This is a genomic window from Microvirga terrestris, from assembly GCF_015694425.1.
GTDB classification, from domain to species: Bacteria; Pseudomonadota; Alphaproteobacteria; order Rhizobiales; family Beijerinckiaceae; genus Microvirga; species Microvirga terrestris.
The window spans coordinates 51,317-68,444 of sequence record NZ_JADQDN010000010.1 but is presented as its reverse complement, the minus strand read 5'-3'; the positions used below and the strand labels follow the sequence as shown (position 1 = coordinate 68,444).

Here is a 17,128-nt window from a genome sequence, read left to right as displayed (position 1 = left end):
TCGTTGTATGGTTAACAGAGGCGAAACAAAGGCGCTTGATTGACGGGCTCCGGCATATATGTCAGCATTACTGACATATTCCATACAACAAGACCGGATCACCGGCAGCGGGGCCAAGCCCCAGGAGGGAAAACGGATCATGGCCGAAGGTTCTGGTGCGCTTCGTCAGGTGACGCTCGACGACAAGTTCGATCTGTCCAAGGATAACGTCTTCATCACCGGGACGCAGGCCGTCATCCGCATGCTGCTGATGCAGCGCGAGCGCGACCGTCTGGCGGGCCTGAACACGGCCGGCCTCGTATCCGGCTATCGCGGCTCCCCGATCGGTGGCCTCGACCAGAACCTGTGGCGGGCCCGCAAGTGGCTGGACCAGTCGAACATCGTCTTCCAGCCCGGCCTCAATGAGGAACTCGCCGCCACCGCCATCTGGGGGGCGCAGCAGGCAGAGGTTCGCGGCGAAGGCAAGTATGACGGCGTGTTCGGCCTCTGGTACGGCAAGGGTCCGGGCGTCGACCGCTCCGGCGACGTGTTTCGTCACGCCAATATGGCTGGCTCCTCGACGCATGGCGGCGTTCTCGCTCTTATGGGCGACGACCACACGGCCGAATCCTCCACCGTCGCGCACCAGTCCGAGTTCCACTTCGTCGACGTGATGATGCCAATCCTGAATCCGGCGGGCGTTCAGGAGATTCTCGATTACGGCCTTTACGGCTATGCCATGAGCCGCTTTTCCGGCACTTGGGTCGCCTTCAAATGCGTCAAGGACAACATCGAATCGACATCCTCCGTCGATGCATCGCTTGACCGCGTGAAGATCATCATCCCTGACGATTTCACGATGCCCCCAGGCGGCCTCAACATCCGCAACCGCGACGGCGTGCTCGATCAGGAGGCGCGGCTTCAGGACTTCAAACGCGACGCCATGCTGGCGTTCGTGCGCGCCAACAACCTCAACCGCATCGTCCTCTCCGGCGGACGCAACCCCAAGATCGGCATCATCACCGTCGGTAAGTCCTATCTCGACGTGCGCCAGGCGCTCGACGAGCTCGGCCTCGACGAAGTGAAGGCCAACGACATGGGCCTGCGTCTCTACAAGGTTGCCTGCCCATGGCCGTTGTCACAGCGCGAGCTGGTGGACTTCGCGCGCGGTCTCGACAAGGTGATCGTGGTCGAGGAGAAGCGCTCGCTGATCGAGGTGCAGCTGCGCGAGGAGCTCTACGGCACGGCCAACCAGCCCGTCTGCATCGGCAAGAAGGACGAAGAGGGTCGCTGGCTCTTCCCTGTGAAGGGCGCGCTCGATCCCAACGACATCGCCATTGCCATCGGCGAGCGCCTGCTCGCCTACCACAACAACGACGACCTGCGCGGCCGTGTGGCGCGGCTTCGCCATGCGCAGGACGTGCTGGCGACCACGGGCGACGTGGCAACCCGCACGCCGCATTTCTGCGCCGGCTGTCCGCACAACTCGTCCACGAAGGTGCCCGAGGGCGTGCGCGCCTATGCGGGCATCGGCTGCCACTACATGGTGCAGTGGATGGACCGCTCCACCGAGGGCTTCACCCAGATGGGCGGCGAGGGCGCGAACTGGATCGGCGAGTCGCCGTTCTCCAAGCGCGGCCACGTGTTCCAGAACCTTGGCGACGGCACCTACAACCATTCGGGCGTGCTGGCGCTGCGCTGGTCGATCCACACGAAGACCAACGTCACCTACAAGATCCTCTTCAACGACGCAGTCGCCATGACGGGCGGGCAGAAGCATGAGGGCGGACTTACCGTCGACATGATCGCCCGCCAGGTGCGCGAGGAAGGCGTCGAGCGCATCGCGCTTGTGACTGACGAGCCGCACAAGTATCTGAAGGAGATCCGCTGGCCGGCCGGCATGACGATCCACCATCGCAGCGAGTTGGAGGCCGTGCAGCGCCAGCTCGCGGAAGTGCCTGGCGTGTCGGTGATGATCTACGACCAGACCTGCGCGTCGGAGAAGCGCCGCCGCCGCAAGCGTGGCGAGTTTCCGGATCCGAACAAGCGCGTCATCATCAACGATCTCGTCTGCGAGGCTTGTGGCGACTGCTCGGTGCAGTCCAACTGCGTGGCCGTGCAGCCGGTGGAGACCGAGTTCGGCCGCAAGCGCCAGATCGATCAGTCGAACTGCAACAAGGACTTCTCCTGCGTCAACGGCTTCTGCCCGTCCTTCGTGACGGTGCATGGCGCCAAGGTGAAGAAGGCGGTGCCGGAGACCGTCTCGACGGAGGGAATGGCCTTCAAGTCGCTATCCGATCCGGTGATCCCCGCCATCGACCGCACCTTCAACGTCATCGTGACAGGTGTCGGCGGCACCGGCGTCGTGACCATCGGGGCGATCCTCGGCATGGCGGCGCATCTGGAAGGCAAGGGCCTCGGCATGATAGACATGGCCGGCCTCGCCCAGAAGGGCGGCGCGGTCTACAGCCATGTGCGCCTCGCCAACAATCAGGACGACATTCACGCCATCCGCGTGAGCGCGGAATCCGCGCATCTCGTGCTCGGCTGCGATCTCGTGGTGACCGGCACCAAGAAGGTGCTGGCCGCCGTGAAGGAGGGTCAGACCGCGCTCGTGGTCAACACCGCCGAGGTGATGCCGGGCGAGTTCACCCGCAACGCCGATTTCTCCCTGCCGACAGAGCGCCTGAAGCGTGCGATCAAGGCGGCGGCGGGTGCCGAGGGCGTATCCTTTGTGGATGCGACGGTAATTGCCACGGCGCTTCTCGGCAATGCCATTGCGGCCAACATGTTCATGCTGGGCTACGCCTACCAGACCGGCCGCGTTCCGCTCTCGGGCGCTGCCATCGAGAAGGCCATCGAACTCAACGGCGAAGCGGTGAAGATGAACCTTTCCGCCTTCGCCTGGGGCCGCCGTGCGGCGGCCGAGCCGGAGCTTATCGCTTCGGTCATCAGCGAGATGAAGGCTCCGACGGAATCGCGCAAGCTCTCTGAGACCCTCGACGAGGTGATCGAGCGTCGCGTCGGTTTCCTGTCCGGCTATCAGAGCCGGCGTTATGCTCGGCGTTACAGCACCTTGGTCGAGCGCGTGCGCGCAGCGGAGGACAAGGCTGTTTCGGGCTCGACCGCGCTCACCGACGCGGTGGCGCGCTCGCTGTTCAAGCTGATGGCCTACAAGGACGAGTACGAGGTGGCCCGTCTCTACACGAACGGTCATTTCGAGAAACAGGTGGCATCAGCTTTTGAGGGCGAGAACCTGCGTTACGAGTTCCACATGGCGCCGCCTGTGCTTGCCAGGAAGGATCCGGTCACCGGCCTGCCGCGCAAGATGAGCTTCGGGCCGTGGATGCTGAAAGCCATGGGCGTTCTGGCGAAGTTCAAGGTCTTGCGCGGCACCCCGCTCGACGTGTTCGGCTACACTCACGAGCGCCGCACCGAGCGCCAACTTGTCCGCGAATTCGAGGAGCGGATCGAGGAGATCGTGGCGAAGCTGAATGCCGGGAACCATGCAACAGCCATCGGGCTTGCTGGCATCCCGCAGAAAATCCGCGGCTTCGGCCACATCAAGGAACGGAACTTGAAAGCCGCCAAGGCGGAAGAAGCCGATCTCCTGGCCAAGTTCCGCGCGGACCCGCAGCCGATGCCGATTGCGGCGGAGTAATCTAAAGCGTCATCCCGGATGCCGCAGGCGATCCAGGATCGAATGCAGGATGTGGCATTATACTCCCTATCCCTCGGGGAGCGGTGAAGGGGAGGCATTCTCGTCCAACGATCCCGGGTTCTGCTGCGCAGCCCCGGGATGACGATGCTATGAATGTGGGTCTCAAGCCCGCGCCTGACTGACTTCCACGAAGCTCTTCGCGACCTTGGGCACGTTCGCCTCGTTGAGGCCGGCTACGCACATTCGGCCAGAGCCCACGAGATAGACCCCGTCCCGCTCGCGGAGGGTGGTGACCTGCTGCTCGTTCAGCCCAGTGTAGCTGAACATGCCGCGCTGGTTCGTGAGGAAGCCGACATCGATCTCGTTCGACAGCGAACGGATCTGCTCCGCGAGAAGCTTGCGCATGGAAACCATGCGGGTGCGCATGGTCTCGACCTCCCGGGTCCATTGGGCGCGTAGATCGTCATTGCCAAGCACCGTGGCGACAAGCAGCCCGGCGGTCATCGGCGGGCTCGAATAGCTGCGGCGCACGGCGAGCTTGAGCTGCCCGAGCACGCGCTCGGACTCGTCGCTGTCGCGGCAGACGATGCTCAGGCCCCCGCAGCGCTCGCCATAGAGCGAGAAGTTTTTGGAGAAGGAGTTAGCGACGAGGCAACTGGCGCGCTCCGCATAGCGGCGCACGAAGGCGGCGTCCTCATCGAGGCCGGTGCCGAAGCCCTGATAGGCCATGTCGAACACCACGATATGGCCCTTGGCAACCAGCACGTCGGTCACACTCGCCTGCTGCCGCTCGTCGAGGTCGACGCCGGTGGGGTTGTGGCAGACGGGCTGGATCACCACGATGGAGCCGGGCTCCGCGGCTTCCAGCGCCTTCACCATGCCGTCGAAGTCGACTGACCGATTGGCTCGGTTCCAATAGGAATAGGTCGTCGTCTTGAAGCCGGCACGCTGGAACAGGCCGTGATGGTTGTCCCAGGTCGGGTCGCTGACCAGAACCGTCCGGCCGGGGCAGTGCTTGGCAAGGAAATCGGCCGCGATACCCACCGCGCCCGTGCCGCCGATGGTCTGGATCGTTGCAATCCGCTTCTCAGTGAGAGCCGGATGAGCCGCGCCGAAGATCAGCTTCTGCACGCCCTCGCGGTAGGCCGGATGGCCCTCCATCGGGAGATAAGGCCGCTCCGCGAAGCCGTTGCGCTCATAGGCGGCCCGAACCGAGTCCAGCACCGGAAGGCGTCCTTGCTCGTCGGTGTAGACGCCGATGCTGAGATTCACCTTCTCGGGGCGCGGATCGGTCTTGAAACTGTCGTTGAGCGAAAGGATCGGGTCGCCCGCGAAGGCTTCGACCTGTCCGAACAGGGATTCCGTCATGCTGATCTCCAAGCCTGTCGCGGCAGCCTGCCTGCGACGCATCGTCGGTGCCGCGAGACCTAGCCTCTGAGAAGGCCCCTCGGCAAGGTGCTTCGTCGGTTCTCAGGTATCTAGTCGCCAATCAATCGGCTCGAGCCCTTTCTCTACGAGCCAAGCATTGGCACGGCTGAAAGGCTTCGTCCCACGGAAGTCGTTGAGTCGGTTGAGTGGTGAAGGGTGCCCAGCCTCGATCACGAGGTGCTTCGTCCGGTCCACGAGCGCCGCGCGCTTGCGGGCAGGGCCGCCCCAGAGCTGGAACACGACGGCAGGCTGCTGCTGCGAGATGGCGGTAATGGCCTGGTCGACGAGGGCCGACCAGCCGAATTTCATGTGGGCTCCCGATTTGCCGGCCTCGACCGTCAGGGCCGTGTTGATGAGCAGCACGCCCTGCCTGGCCCATTTCGAGAGGTCGCCTGTAGTCGGCATCGGCGCGTCCAGATCCTCGGCCATCTCGCGCAGGATCGTGCGTAGGGAGGCGGGCAACCGCCGCGACCCACGATAGGAGAAGGCAAGCCCGTGGGAATCGCCCGGGCTCGGGTAGGGGTCCTGGCCGAGGATGACAACCTTGACCTTCTCCAGGGGCGTCAGGCTGATGCTGGTGAACACGGCCTCCGGCGGGGGCAGCACCAGGGCTCCCGAGGCGATCACCGCATCGACCTTGGCCGCCACGGCCTCGGCGCTCCCATCCTGGAAGAAAGGCAGCCTGAGCCACCCGCCGGTCCTGGGTTTGGCACGGAACGCGGCGAGAGCTTGGCTGATGGGGCCGGTCATGAGGCAACCTTTCGGCATGGCGCAAGCCTTGTTCGTGCGCCGGCTAAGGGATTCGGTGGAAGCCGATGAAAAAGACATCAGGAATGCCGCCGATTGGAGCGGTGAGAATGTCGACAGGATGTTACTAATGTGACACGTTGCCGGTCTAGGTTCCACGCCTCAACCGTTGGATCCAACCTGCTACGAGGACCTTGCATGATGCTTCAGAGCCGCCCCTCCGCCGCCCTGCGCGCCGGCTTTCTTGGACTATCCCTGCTGCTGTCGGGCACGGCCCTGGCGCAGGAGGCCGTGACGATCCGCTTCGTCCAGACCAACGATATCGATCGCATGAGCGCCGAGAAGGGCCGCGGCGGTTTCGCCCGTCTGGCGACGGTGATCAAGGAGGAGAAGGCCAAGGGCAATGCCTTTTTCATCCATGCGGGTGACACGATCTCCCCCTCGCTCCTGTCAGGCTTCGACAAGGGCGCCCACGTCATCGATATCCTGAACCGCATGGGCGTCGATGCGATGGCGCCGGGCAACCACGAGTTCGATCTCGGCGACGCAGCCTTCCGCGCCCGCATGGCCGAGGCCAAGTTCGACGTGCTGGCCACCAACATCGTCGACGGCAACGGCCTGCCGGCCAACACCAAGCCCGACAAGACGGTCGAGGTGCAGGGTGTGAAGATCGGCTTCTTCGGCCTTACCACCGAGGACACGCCGATTGCGTCGAGCCCGGGCACCATCAAGTTCTCCTCCACCATCGACACCGCCCGCGCGAAGTCCAAGGAGCTGCGCGAGAAGGGTGCCGACATCGTGGTTGCGATTGCGCACACGCCCTTGGAGGTGGACATGATCATCGCCCGCTCCGCTGGCGTTGACGTGATCATTGGCGGTCACGACGAGCACCTGCTCGCCTTCTACGATGGCAAGGTCACCCTGACGGAGTCGGAGTCTCAGGCAAACTACGTCGTGGTCACGGAACTGGCGGTCACGAAAGCCACAAAGGACGGCAAGACCACCGTCACCTGGACACCGAACTTCCGCATTGTCGACAGCGCGGCCGTCAAGCCCGATCCCGATATCGAGGCCGTAGTGAAGGGCTATGAGGACAAGCTCTCCAAGGAGCTCGATGTGGAGATCGGCGTGACGGAGACGGCTCTCGACAGCCGCCGCGCCACCGTGCGCGGCGGCGAGGCCGCCATGGGCAACCTGATCGCCGATGCGCTCAAGGCTGCCGTGGGCGCCGATGCGGCGCTTACCAATGGGGGCGGCATCCGGGCCGACAAGCAATACCAGGCCGGCCAGAAGCTGACCCGCCGCGACATCCTCTCGGAAATGCCTTTCGGCAACACCACCGTGCTGCTCGAAGTCACCGGCGCGCAGATCAAGGATGCGCTTGAGAACGGCGTCAGCCAGGTGCGCGAACTCGGCGGCCGCTTCCCGCAGGTCTCCGGCATCGTGGCCGAGGTCGACGTGAAGGAACCGGTTGGCAGCCGCGTGAAGTCGGTCAAGATCAACGGCCAGCCGCTCGATCCCGCCAGGACCTACAAGCTTGCCACCAACGATTTCGTGGGCCGTGGCGGCGACGGCTATCGCTCGTTCATCGGCGCCAAGTCGCTCATCGACGTTTCTGCCAGCCAGCTGATGGCGAGCCAGGTGATCGACTACGTGGCGAAGGCCGGCAAGGTGGCCCCGAAGGTCGAGGGCCGCGTCGTCCTGCGCTGATCCAGAAGGACTTTTTCATCTGGGCGCCGGGATCTGCATGGATCCCGGCGTTTTTCATGTGCGGGCGAAGCCGGCGCGACGTCCGGGCGCATCCCGCTTCTGCCTAAGGCAAGATACGTCGCACTCCCCTGGTCAACGGGATGTCGGGACGTAAATTCCCTCTCCATCAATGATGGTTGGTGTGCCATCCTGCGCACGCAACGCTGAATCTCAGGTATCAAAGCGGCTTTCTCTTGCAGTTTCACTCGCCCTCAGAATCGGCCAACCTGTCGCAGAAGCGCCGCCGGCGTTCCCTTGCGCGCGGCCGGCTGACCCTCGGCATGGGCCTGTTCGGCGTTGCCTTCATTCTTCTGACATTCGGCTATATCGCCTGGGAGCAGCGCAACCGCCTCATCCAGCGCAATGAGGACGATCTCCGGAACGCGGCCTTTTTCCTGGCCGATCACACCGAAAGGCTCCTGGAGGTCACGGATCTGACCTTGAAGCAGGCCAGGGCGTTGATGCAGGGGCAGAGCTGGGATCAGGTCGAAGCATCGCAGCCCCTCTGGCAACAGATCCAAGCGGTCGAGGAAGCGCTGCCTTATATCGACGATGTCTGGCTCAACGATCCCAGCGGTCGTCTGCGCCTGACATCCGCTCAGTTTCCGGCCCCGGAATCGAACGTCTCGGGGCGCGATGCCTTCACCGCGCAAGTAAACAGGGATCAGGGCCTATTCGTGGGCGAGCCGATCCTCGGGCGTGTCACGAAGGCTCCGACCTTCATGATCAGCCGCCGCCTGCAAGGCAGCGATGGCGCATTCGGGGGCATTGCATCGGTTACCGTAAACCTCTCTTACTTCTACGATTACTGGTCCAAGCTGCGGTTGCCCCGGGGCAGCCGGGTGGTGCTCATGCGCGGCTCGGACGCGGAGGTCATCGCCCAATATCCACCCCCGTCCGACGGGCTGTCGTTCGCGCCCATCGACAAGTCCGCTTTCGACGCGGCTTTGCGGACCACCTCCCAGGCCGGCCTCTATTCCTTCATCAGCATGGGCCGCGAGCGTGTGGGAGCCTACCGGCAGGTTGGTGCGATGCCGCTCTACATCAATGTCAGCATGCCGCAGGATGCCTATTGGAGGCCCTGGTTCGTCCAGACCCGGCTCTATGGCGCCTTCGCCCTTGTGGCTCTTTTGGCCCTTCTGGCTCTCACCACTCTTGCCTCGCAGCAGTTCCATGAGCAGGCGGCAAATGCCGCTCTCCTGGAAAGGCAGGTTTCCCTTCGCACCAGTGAGCTGCGCACCGAGACCGCAGCCTTGGAGGTTCTCAACCGGACGGGCAGCGTCCTTGCGGCGGAACTCGACTTGGACAGCATCATCGAAAGTGTCGTCGATGCCGGCGTCGAGTTGACCGAGGCGCAGGCAGGAGCCTTCTTCTACGGGACCGCTCAGGGCGGGAAGGCGCATTATGGCAAGTTCTCCTCCCAGGGGTTCGATGAGGCCTTCGCAGCCCTCGACGTCTGGGCCATCTGTGCGCCAGCGTTCACGGAAGGCAATACGGTCCGTCTGAACAACATCCCCGTCGAGCAGGGTTATGACGGCACGCCGTTCACGGCGGATGCCACGCCGGACCGCCCGGTGATCCGCAGCCTCATGGCGGTTCCCATCCAGCTGCGCAACGGTGGGACCCACGGCGTTCTGGTTTTTGGCCATGAACGGTCAGGAATGTTCAATGCGCGGTCCGAGCGCCTCCTCGCAGGCCTGACGTCCCAGGCCGCCATCGCTCTCGAGAACAGCCGCCTGTACCGCAATGCCCAGAACGAGATCGATGAGCGCAAGCAGGCCCAGACCCAGCAATCCCTGCTGATCCGCGAACTTCATCATCGGGTCAAGAACACCCTGGCCACCGTTCAGGCCGTGGTGGGCGCGACTGCGCGCTCAGCCCTGAACATCGACGATTTCTACCAGGCCTTCGTGGGGCGCATTATCTCGCTCGCCAACACCCATTCCCTGCTGACCGAGGCCGTCTGGCAAACCGCGTCCCTGCGCGACATCATGGAGAAGGAGCTGCGCCCCTATAACGATATGAGAGGTCAGCGGATCACCCTGAACGGGCCTGCGGTCGAGTTGCCCTCGGATGCTGCGGTGCCGATCGGCATGGCGATCCACGAGCTGACCACCAATGCCGCCAAGTACGGTGCCTTGTCGGCGTCCCGCGGCAAGGTGTCCGTTTCCTGGGAGGCGGAAGCAGCTGACGAGGGCACGAGGCTCAAGCTGGTCTGGGAGGAAAGCGGAGGACCCGAGGTTTCGGCACCGACCAGGCAGGGCTTCGGTTCGCGCCTGCTGCACCGGGTGCTGGCGACGCAACTGAATGCCAAGGTAGACATGGATTTCCGACCAGAAGGCCTCAAGGTGGCTCTCGATACCGTTCTCAGGCAAGAACCCAACAAGGGTCCGTCCCTCTGAGGGGCGCCCGTTTCCTGCAAACGCGGCTTGCGGCCGAGCGCGCCAATGTGATGGCGGTTTCGGTTGGCGGATTGGCCTGAACCTCTTATCTAGGCGGCATCGGGAGTGGAGTTCGGGACGAAACCCGCCGCCAAGGGGCTTTTCTTATGAACGAGACCGTCAATCTGAAAGATCTGCGCCAGGGCGTCCGCCCGGTGGACCATCCGCCCGCGAGGACCGGTCGGATCGGCGTGCTTCTGATGAACCTAGGCACCCCCGAAGGCACGAGCTACTGGCCCATGCGCCGCTACCTGAAGGAGTTCCTCTCCGATCGGCGCGTGATCGAGACCCCGCGCCTCCTGTGGTGGCCGATCCTCAACCTGATCATCCTGACCAAACGCCCCGGGCCCAAGGGCCGCGATTACGCGTCCATCTGGAACAACGAGCGTGACGAGGGCCCGCTCAAGACCATCACGCGCAATCAGGCGGAGAAGGTCACGCAGCATCTGAAGAGCATCGCGGGCGACAGGATCACCGTCGAATGGGCCATGCGATACGGCAAGCCCGAGGTCCGCGAACGCATCCAGGCGCTGCTCGATCAGGGCTGCGACCGCATCCTTCTCGTTCCGCTCTACCCGCAATATGCCGCCGCCACATCGGCCACAGCCTGCGATCAGGCTTTCCGCGCTCTGATGGACATGCGCTGGCAGCCGAGTGTGCGCGTCTCGCCGCCCTACCATGACGATCCGGTCTATATCGACTCCCTGGTCTCCTCGATGAAGAAGGAATTGGCGAAACTCCCCTTCGAGCCGGAGGTGATCCTCGTCTCCTTCCACGGCGTGCCGAAGGAATACCTACTCAAAGGCGATCCCTATCACTGCCAATGCGTGAAGACCTGGCGCCTGATGCGTGAGACTTTCGGCTGGGCGCCGGACAAGTTCCGCATGAGCTTCCAGTCCCGGTTCGGTCCGGACGAATGGCTGCAGCCCTACACCGACAAGACCGTGGAGGCGCTCGCGAAAAGCGGCGTGAAGCGCATGGCCATTGTGGCGCCCGGTTTCTCGGCGGACTGCCTGGAGACCCTGGAGGAGCTCGACGTCGAGAACCGCGAGATCTTCATGCATAACGGCGGCGAGCAATTCGCCTATCTGCCCTGCCTGAACGACAGCGACGACGGCATGAGGGTCATCAACCACATCGTGGAGCGCGAGCTTCAAGGCTGGCTCTAGGACTCCAAGCCTCTTTGCGCTAGCGTGAGCCCTCTGCAACGACGTTGCCCGGGGGACTCATGCTGGTGGGTGGTTTCGACATCTTCGTCATCGTTCTGGTGCTGGTCGTCATCGTGACGATCGCCATGGGCATCCGGACGGTCCCGCAGGGCTATGCCTATACGGTGGAGCGGTTCGGACGCTATTCGCGCACGCTCACCCCAGGTCTCGGGTTGATCGTGCCGTATATCGACCAGATCGGCAAAAAGGTGAATGTCATGGAGCAGGTGCTCGACATTCCGAGCCAGGAGGCCTTCACCCGGGACAATGCAGGCGTCACCATCGATGCCGCCGCCTTCTATCAGATCCTCGACCCCGCCCGCGCCTCCTACGAAGTGTCGGACATGAACCAGGCCCTGCTGGTTCTGACGATGACCAACATCCGCACGGTCGTCGGCTCCATGGACCTCGACCAGTTGCTCTCCCATCGTGACGAGATCAACGAGCGCCTGCTGCGGGTCATGGATGCCGCCGCCTCACCCTGGGGCGCCAAAGTCACCCGCGTCGAGATCAAGGACATCCTCCCGCCGCAGGATCTTGCCGGCGCCATGGCGCGTCAGATGAAGGCTGAGCGCGAGAAGCGCGCCGCGGTGCTCGAGGCCGAAGGCCTGCGCCAGGCGGAGATACTGCGCGCTGAGGGCCAGAAGCAGTCGCAGATCCTGGCGGCCGAGGGCCGCAAGGAAGCAGCGTTCCGCGATGCCGAGGCCCGCGAGCGGCAGGCGGAGGCCGAGGCGAAAGCGACCGGCATGGTGAGCGAGGCCATCACCAAGGGCGATCTCGCCGCAGCCAATTTCATCGTGGCTGAGAAATACATCGATGCCATCCGCGCCCTTGCATCGGCCCCCAACCAGAAGGTCGTGATCGTTCCCATCGAGGCGGCGGGGCTTGCCGGAACGCTCGGCGGCATCGCAGAACTCACCAAATCGGTCTTCGGGGAGGGAGGGGCAGGCCTCAACAAGCCCTCCCGCACTGTCCCCAAGGTGACGGGAGGCAATGAACGCTCATGATCCAAGACGCGTTCATCAGCCTCGGAGCCTGGGCCTGGATCATTCTCGGGGTCATCCTGGTTGGGGTCGAACTGCTGGCGCCCGGAGCGTTCTTCCTCTGGCTCGGCTTGGCGGCCATTGCCACGGGGTTGATCGATGCGGTGCTGGACCTCTCCTGGCAGGCCGCAGCGCTGCTCTTCGCATTGCTCTGCGTGGCGGCGGTGATCCTCGGGCGGGCCGTCACCCGCTCCAAAACACAGGACGAGCCCCAGGCCGAGACGCTCAACCGGCGCGGTCAGTCCCTTGTGGGCCGGGTCTTTACTCTTGAAACGCCCATCAAGGACGGGGAGGGTCGCATCCGTGTCGATGACAGCTCCTGGCGCGTGACGGGCGCCGACCGCTTTGCCGGCGCCAAGGTGCGCGTGGTACGGATCGAGGGCTCGACGCTCGTCGTTGATGATCCCTGATTACGCTGCGCCAGCGCGCAGTAGGTCGAGCACGTGCACAAGGCCAATGGGCCTACGCCCCTCGGCGACAATCAGGGCACCACGCTTGCGAGATTCGATGATCTCAAGAGCCTCGCCCAAGAGTGTGTCTGGGGTGACCGTGATTGGCGACGCGGTCATCACCTCCTCGACGCGGCGGTGGAGCAGATCGCCGCTCATATGGCGGCGCACGTCTCCATCGGTCACGATGCCGACGAGATCACCTCCCGTTTCTACCACGATCACACAACCGAAGCTTTTGTCGCTTTGGACCACGAGCGCATCAGCCATGGATGTGCCGACTGTCACGATGGGCAGTCGGTCACCAGTATGCATGATATCACCGACATGCTTGAGCGTAGCGCCAAGCTTGCCGCCTGGATGGAATACGCGGAAATGCTCGGCGGTGAAGCCACGCCGTTCTAGAAGTGCAACGGCCAAGGCATCCCCGAGAGCAAGCTGCATTGTGGTAGATGTTGTGGGAGCGAGGCCGTTCGGGCAGGCCTCCTTAGCCTTCGGCAGGGCAAGGCATATATTCGCCTGGCTGCCAAGGGTTGAGGCGGCATTCGATGTAATGGCGATGAGCGGAACACGGAAGCGTTTCGCATAGCCGATCAGATCCGCAAGCTCCGCCGTCTCGCCCGACCAGGACAGGGCGATGATCACGTCGTCGGTCTGGATCATGCCCAGGTCGCCGTGGCTCGCCTCCGCCGGATGAACGTAATGGGCAGGGGTGCCGGTGGACGCGAAGGTGGCGGTCATCTTGCGGCCCACATGGCCGGATTTGCCCATGCCGGTGACGATGACCCGGCCCTTGGCAGCAGCAATCGTCTCGACCGCGGCCGTGAAGGGATGCCCGAGGCCGTTGCCGATGGCGTCCATCAGGATCGTCAGGCCGTCCCGTTCGGTCTCAAGCGTGCGCAAGGCAGACTGGACGGCCGGATCGGACGAGTCGGGCGCGGATTTTGCAAGTGCCATGGCCGCCCCTTTAGCATAGGCGGGCGGCCATACGAAACCCTTCAGCGGAACCCTGAGGTCGCCTACTTCTGCCGGAGCAGGGCTTCGAGCTCCCTACGGAACTCCGCCGAGAGCTCCTCGCGCTCGAGGGCATAGGCCACGTTGGCCATGAGGAAGCCGATCTTCGAGCCCGTGTCGTAGGTCTTGCCCTGGTACTTCATGCCGAAGAAGGGTTGCTCCTTCATCAGGCGGATCATGGAATCCGTGAGCTGGATCTCGTTGCCCGCGCCGCGCTCCTGCGTGGAGAGCAGGTCGAAGACCTCGGGCTGCAGGATGTAGCGGCCGGAGATGATGTAGTTCGACGGGGCGGTGCCCTTCGGGGGCTTCTCCACCATGCCGGTGATCTCGAAGGTCTGGCCGAATTCCTGGCCAACCGAGACGATGCCGTATTGATGGGTCTGGTCCTCGGGCACTTCCTCCACGGCGATGATGTTGCCGCCGTGCTTGTCATAAGCCGCGATCATCTGCTCCATGGACCCGCGGCTGAGCATGTCGGGCAGGATCACCGCGAAGGGCTCGTCGCCCACCAACTCCCGGGCGCACCAGACAGCATGGCCGAGGCCCAGAGGCTCTTGCTGGCGCGTAAAGCTGGTCTGGCCGGCCTGGGGCTGATCCTTGGACAGGGTCTCCAGCTCCTTGGTCTTACCGCGTCCTTCAAGAGTGCGGTTGAGTTCGTAGGCAATGTCGAAATGATCCTCGATCACGGCCTTGTTGCGGCCGGTGACGAAAATGAAGTGCTCGATCCCGGCGGCGCGCGCCTCATCGACCACGTGCTGCACCACGGGACGGTCGACGACGCACAGCATCTCCTTGGGCACGGCCTTGGTGGCGGGCAGGAAACGGGTGCCGAGGCCGGCGACAGGCAGGACTGCTTTGCGGATACGCTTCATCGAATGAGCCATGAGTGAGCAGAAAGGTGGAAGGATAATCTAAGACAGGACCCGGAAAAGGAAACCGACAAAGGTCAAGCTTCGGTGACCCATAACGCGCTGTGCCCCGCCTTGTTTCATCAATAGCGCTTCTTCATTGAAGGCCCGGACCTGAATTGAAGCTGAAGCGTTGTGGTTAACCCGCCGAGCGGAGCGGGTTTTCGGAGAGATGGACATGGCGGTTCTGGTGACGGGCGGCGCGGGCTATATCGGCAGCCACATGGTACTCGAGCTTCTGGATGCAGGCGAGACCGTGGTCGTGCTCGACAACCTGTCGACGGGCTTCCGCTGGGCGGTTCCACAGGAGGCAGCCTTCGTCACCGGCGACGTGAGCGATCAGGCCCTCGTGTCCAGCCTCATCGACGAGCACGGCATCGACAGCATCCTGCATTTCGCCGCCAAGATCGTCGTGCCGGAATCCGTCACCGACCCGCTGGGCTACTACTTCAACAACACCGTGAAGACCCGGGCACTCATTGAGACGGCGGTCCAGAAGGGCATCAGGAACTTCGTCTTCTCGTCCACGGCCGCCGTCTACGGCAACCCGCAAGCGCCCTTTCTGACCGAGGACATGCCGCTCGTGCCGATCAACCCTTATGGCCGCAGCAAGCTCATGTCCGAGTGGATGCTGCAGGATGCCCACACGGCCCACGGCCTGCGCTATGCCATCCTGCGCTATTTCAACGTTGCCGGTGCCGACCCCAAGGGCCGCTCCGGCCAGTCGACTCCGCAGGCGACCCATCTCATCAAGGTGGCGGCTCAAGCCGCACTCGGCCAGCGGCCCCATCTCGACGTGTTCGGAACGGATTATGAGACCTCGGACGGCACCTGCGTGCGCGATTACATCCAGGTCAACGATTTGGCTCGCGCTCATCTCGTGGCCTTGCAACACCTCCGCAGTGGCGGAGACTGTACGATCATGAATTGCGGCTACGGCCATGGCGCCTCTGTTCTGGAGGTCGTGGATGTCGTCAAACGGGTCTCGGGCGTCGATTTCGAGGTCCGCCTGAGCCCGCGCCGGCCCGGCGATCCGGCCCAGCTCGTGGCGAAGGTCGACCGGATTCGTGAGCTCGGCTGGACACCCCAGCATAACGATCTGGAGGCCATCGTTGACCAGGCATTACGCTGGGAGCAGGCGCTGGCGGGTCGAAAAGCCGCATAGGACCCTACCTATAAGGCTAGGTGTCAACCTGCTGTTAACTCTCGTAGTGTCGCAATGGCAGGACGATCTGTCCTGTTTCCGCGAGCGACCCCTATGCGCCAGATTCTGGTGCGCCGCCTGTCCGGCGCCCTCCTTCTCGGTTTGAGCCTCACCGCCGGTGTGGAGCTTCTGGCACTGCCTGTTCAGGCGCAGGAGGTGTCCCAGGCCGGGTTCCAGCGCTTCGTGCAGGGGCTCTGGCTCGAGGCCCGGGTGCGGGGCATCTCTCAAGCAACCTTCAACGAGGCCTTCCAAGGCATCGAGCCTGATGCCAAGATCATCGCGCTCACCAAGAAGCAATCCGAGTTCGTCCGGCCGATCTGGGACTACATCAACGGCTCCATCTCCACGGAGCGCCTCAATCGCGGGCGGGACATGGCCGCCGAGTGGTCGAAGACGCTCGCGGCCGTGGAGAAGACCTACGGCGTTCCGCCCGCCGTGGTGCTCGGCGTCTGGGGCATGGAAACCAATTACGGCAGCTTCACCGGCTCGATCTATGCCATTCGGGCGCTGTCCACGCTGGCCTATACGGGCTATCGCGCCGACTTTTTCCGAGAGGAACTGCTTACCGCGCTCCAGATCCTGGAGCAGGACCATGTGGACCGCTCCAAGATGCTGGGCTCCTGGGCGGGTGCCATGGGCCAGACCCAGTTCATGCCTTCGAGCTTCATGAAATACGCCGTCGACGGCAACCGGGACGGAGTGCGGGACATCTGGTCGTCGGTGCCGGATGCCATGGCGTCCACGGCCAATTACCTGCGCAAGCAGGGCTGGGAGCCGGGGCTACCCTGGGGCTTCGAGGTGCAACTGCCGAAGGGCTTTGACTTCCGCTACCTGAAGCTGAACTTCGCCCAATGGCAGACGCTCGGCCTGCGCCGGGCCGACGGCAAGGCCATGCCGCGGGCGGGCGAGGCCTCCCTGTTCCTGCCGGGCGGGGCAGGCGGGCCGGCCTTCCTGGTCACCAAGAACTACGACGTGATCAAGACCTACAATTCGTCGGACGCCTATGCCATGGGCGTGGCGCATCTCGGCGACCGCCTCATGGGCGGGCAGCCGATCCAGGCTGCCTGGCCCAAGGAGCCCATGCTGGACAAGGATCAGCGTCAGGAATTGCAGGAGCGCCTGGTTCGCCTCGGCTTCTATGAGGGCGATGCGGACGGCAAGTTCGGCTCCAAGACCCGGGAGGCCGTGCGGAACTTCCAGCTTCGGCGTGGTTTGATCCCGGACGGCTATGCGGATTATGCTGTCTTACGCGAACTGCGCGCGACCCGCTGACGGAGCTACCCCAGGCCGGTCCGGA

At 63.7% G+C, this 17,128-nt stretch carries 12 protein-coding genes; 8 read left to right on the top strand and 4 right to left on the bottom strand.

Annotation, left to right across the window (positions count from 1 at the left end; genetic code table 11):
* The first annotated feature begins 139 nt into the window (after nucleotides 1–139).
* Entirely contained in the window at nucleotides 140–3,640 is a 3,501-nt protein-coding gene (locus I2H36_RS16780; RefSeq protein WP_196265045.1) for an indolepyruvate ferredoxin oxidoreductase family protein, read from the top strand.
* A gap of 162 nt (nucleotides 3,641–3,802) precedes the next feature.
* Here I2H36_RS16780 and I2H36_RS16775 read toward each other — a convergent pair whose 3' ends face one another.
* Both I2H36_RS16775 and ung read right to left on the bottom strand, forming a co-directional pair.
* Nucleotides 3,803–5,008, bottom strand: coding sequence for an amino acid aminotransferase (locus I2H36_RS16775; RefSeq protein ID WP_246718872.1), 1,206 nt, complete (start codon nucleotides 5,006–5,008; stop codon nucleotides 3,803–3,805).
* A 102-nt stretch (nucleotides 5,009–5,110) separates the two neighbouring features.
* Nucleotides 5,111–5,818, bottom strand: coding sequence for a uracil-DNA glycosylase (gene ung / locus I2H36_RS16770; RefSeq protein ID WP_196265044.1), 708 nt, complete (start codon nucleotides 5,816–5,818; stop codon nucleotides 5,111–5,113).
* 195 nt (nucleotides 5,819–6,013) lie between these two features.
* On the opposite strand from ung, the gene I2H36_RS16765 reads away from it, so the two are divergent.
* The 5 genes from I2H36_RS16765 (at nucleotide 6,014) to I2H36_RS16745 (ending at nucleotide 12,666) form a co-directional block, all read left to right on the top strand.
* Entirely contained in the window at nucleotides 6,014–7,525 is a 1,512-nt protein-coding gene (locus I2H36_RS16765; RefSeq protein ID WP_246718871.1) for a bifunctional metallophosphatase/5'-nucleotidase, read from the top strand.
* 233 nt (nucleotides 7,526–7,758) lie between these two features.
* Nucleotides 7,759–9,966: a sensor histidine kinase gene (locus tag I2H36_RS20195; protein ID WP_246718870.1), complete on the top strand. Its 2,208-nt coding sequence runs from the start codon at nucleotides 7,759–7,761 to the stop codon at nucleotides 9,964–9,966.
* A 146-nt stretch (nucleotides 9,967–10,112) separates the two neighbouring features.
* A complete protein-coding gene (gene hemH / locus I2H36_RS16755) occupies nucleotides 10,113–11,174 on the top strand; it encodes a ferrochelatase (protein ID WP_196265043.1) in 1,062 nt (353 codons plus the stop codon).
* A gap of 59 nt (nucleotides 11,175–11,233) precedes the next feature.
* On the top strand, nucleotides 11,234–12,220 hold the full coding sequence (locus tag I2H36_RS16750; protein ID WP_196265042.1) for an SPFH domain-containing protein: 987 nt from the start codon (nucleotides 11,234–11,236) through the stop codon (nucleotides 12,218–12,220).
* Entirely contained in the window at nucleotides 12,217–12,666 is a 450-nt protein-coding gene (locus I2H36_RS16745) for an NfeD family protein (RefSeq protein ID WP_196265041.1), read from the top strand. The genes I2H36_RS16750 and I2H36_RS16745 overlap by 4 nt, the downstream gene beginning before the upstream one ends.
* On the opposite strand, the gene I2H36_RS16740 is transcribed toward I2H36_RS16745, so the two are convergent.
* Together I2H36_RS16740 and galU are read right to left on the bottom strand one after the other, a co-directional pair.
* On the bottom strand, nucleotides 12,667–13,662 hold the full coding sequence (locus I2H36_RS16740) for a KpsF/GutQ family sugar-phosphate isomerase (RefSeq protein ID WP_196265040.1): 996 nt from the start codon (nucleotides 13,660–13,662) through the stop codon (nucleotides 12,667–12,669).
* Between the two features lie 62 nt (nucleotides 13,663–13,724).
* Complete coding sequence (galU, locus tag I2H36_RS16735; protein WP_196265039.1) at nucleotides 13,725–14,591, bottom strand: UTP--glucose-1-phosphate uridylyltransferase GalU; 867 nt, start codon at nucleotides 14,589–14,591, stop codon at nucleotides 13,725–13,727.
* A 214-nt stretch (nucleotides 14,592–14,805) separates the two neighbouring features.
* Here galU and galE point away from each other — a divergent pair, with 214 nt between their 5' ends.
* Nucleotides 14,806–15,792 (top strand): UDP-glucose 4-epimerase GalE, encoded by a 987-nt coding sequence (gene galE, locus I2H36_RS16730; protein WP_196265038.1) that lies wholly within the window; start codon nucleotides 14,806–14,808, stop codon nucleotides 15,790–15,792.
* A 93-nt stretch (nucleotides 15,793–15,885) separates the two neighbouring features.
* Nucleotides 15,886–17,103 (top strand): lytic murein transglycosylase, encoded by a 1,218-nt coding sequence (locus tag I2H36_RS16725; RefSeq protein ID WP_196265037.1) that lies wholly within the window; start codon nucleotides 15,886–15,888, stop codon nucleotides 17,101–17,103.
* Nucleotides 17,104–17,128: the final 25 nt, after the last annotated feature.

Bases quoted from the DNA above. Each gene is read 5' to 3' on its own strand.
- I2H36_RS16780 (WP_196265045.1), top strand. From the start codon at position 140: ATGGCCGAAGGTTCTGGTGCGCTTCGTCAGGTGACGCTCGACGACAAG.
- I2H36_RS16775 (WP_246718872.1), bottom strand. From the start codon at position 5,008: ATGACGGAATCCCTGTTCGGACAGGTCGAAGCCTTCGCGGGCGACCCG.
- ung (WP_196265044.1), bottom strand. From the start codon at position 5,818: ATGACCGGCCCCATCAGCCAAGCTCTCGCCGCGTTCCGTGCCAAACCC.
- I2H36_RS16765 (WP_246718871.1), top strand. From the start codon at position 6,014: ATGATGCTTCAGAGCCGCCCCTCCGCCGCCCTGCGCGCCGGCTTTCTT.
- hemH (WP_196265043.1), top strand. From the start codon at position 10,113: ATGAACGAGACCGTCAATCTGAAAGATCTGCGCCAGGGCGTCCGCCCG.
- I2H36_RS16750 (WP_196265042.1), top strand. From the start codon at position 11,234: ATGCTGGTGGGTGGTTTCGACATCTTCGTCATCGTTCTGGTGCTGGTC.
- I2H36_RS16745 (WP_196265041.1), top strand. From the start codon at position 12,217: ATGATCCAAGACGCGTTCATCAGCCTCGGAGCCTGGGCCTGGATCATT.
- I2H36_RS16740 (WP_196265040.1), bottom strand. From the start codon at position 13,662: ATGGCACTTGCAAAATCCGCGCCCGACTCGTCCGATCCGGCCGTCCAG.
- galU (WP_196265039.1), bottom strand. From the start codon at position 14,591: ATGAAGCGTATCCGCAAAGCAGTCCTGCCTGTCGCCGGCCTCGGCACC.
- galE (WP_196265038.1), top strand. From the start codon at position 14,806: ATGGCGGTTCTGGTGACGGGCGGCGCGGGCTATATCGGCAGCCACATG.
- I2H36_RS16725 (WP_196265037.1), top strand. From the start codon at position 15,886: ATGCGCCAGATTCTGGTGCGCCGCCTGTCCGGCGCCCTCCTTCTCGGT.